At 55.6% G+C, this 372-nt stretch carries 1 pseudogene; it reads left to right on the forward strand.

From position 1 onward, the window contains the following. Positions 1-87 precede the first annotated feature (87 nt). Positions 88-372 (forward strand): annotated as a pseudogene (locus EN852_RS41865) (hypothetical protein); the annotation flags it as partial.

The raw sequence follows: 372 nt of genomic DNA on the forward strand, positions 1-372 counted from the left end.
GATCCGCATACAAAACATCATATCGATCGCCTAGCAAATCTTAGCGATGCAGGTACTGATCTATGGAAGACACTTCGAGTGTGGGCGGTGGCTGCGAAGGACGATCCGTCTCTCCCCTCGCGCGCTAAGTTAATTCTCATAACCACGGGCACAGCCCCGACGAACTCTGCCGCCAGTTTGCTTCGGCCTGCTCAAGCATATCCAGCAGGTGCAAAGCGCAATCCCAAGGCAACCAACGAACTCCTCACCCGGGTGGCGCAAACGTCGAAAAATGACGCACTGGCACCCGCGTTTTCGGCGTTTCTCGCGCTGGCTGAACCGATGAGATCGGCCCTTCTAAGCGCCATAGAAATTCTCGACCATCAGCCACTC

Origin of the sequence: Mesorhizobium sp. M2E.F.Ca.ET.209.01.1.1 (assembly GCF_004010375.2) — a bacterium.
Classification (GTDB): domain Bacteria; phylum Pseudomonadota; class Alphaproteobacteria; order Rhizobiales; family Rhizobiaceae; genus Mesorhizobium.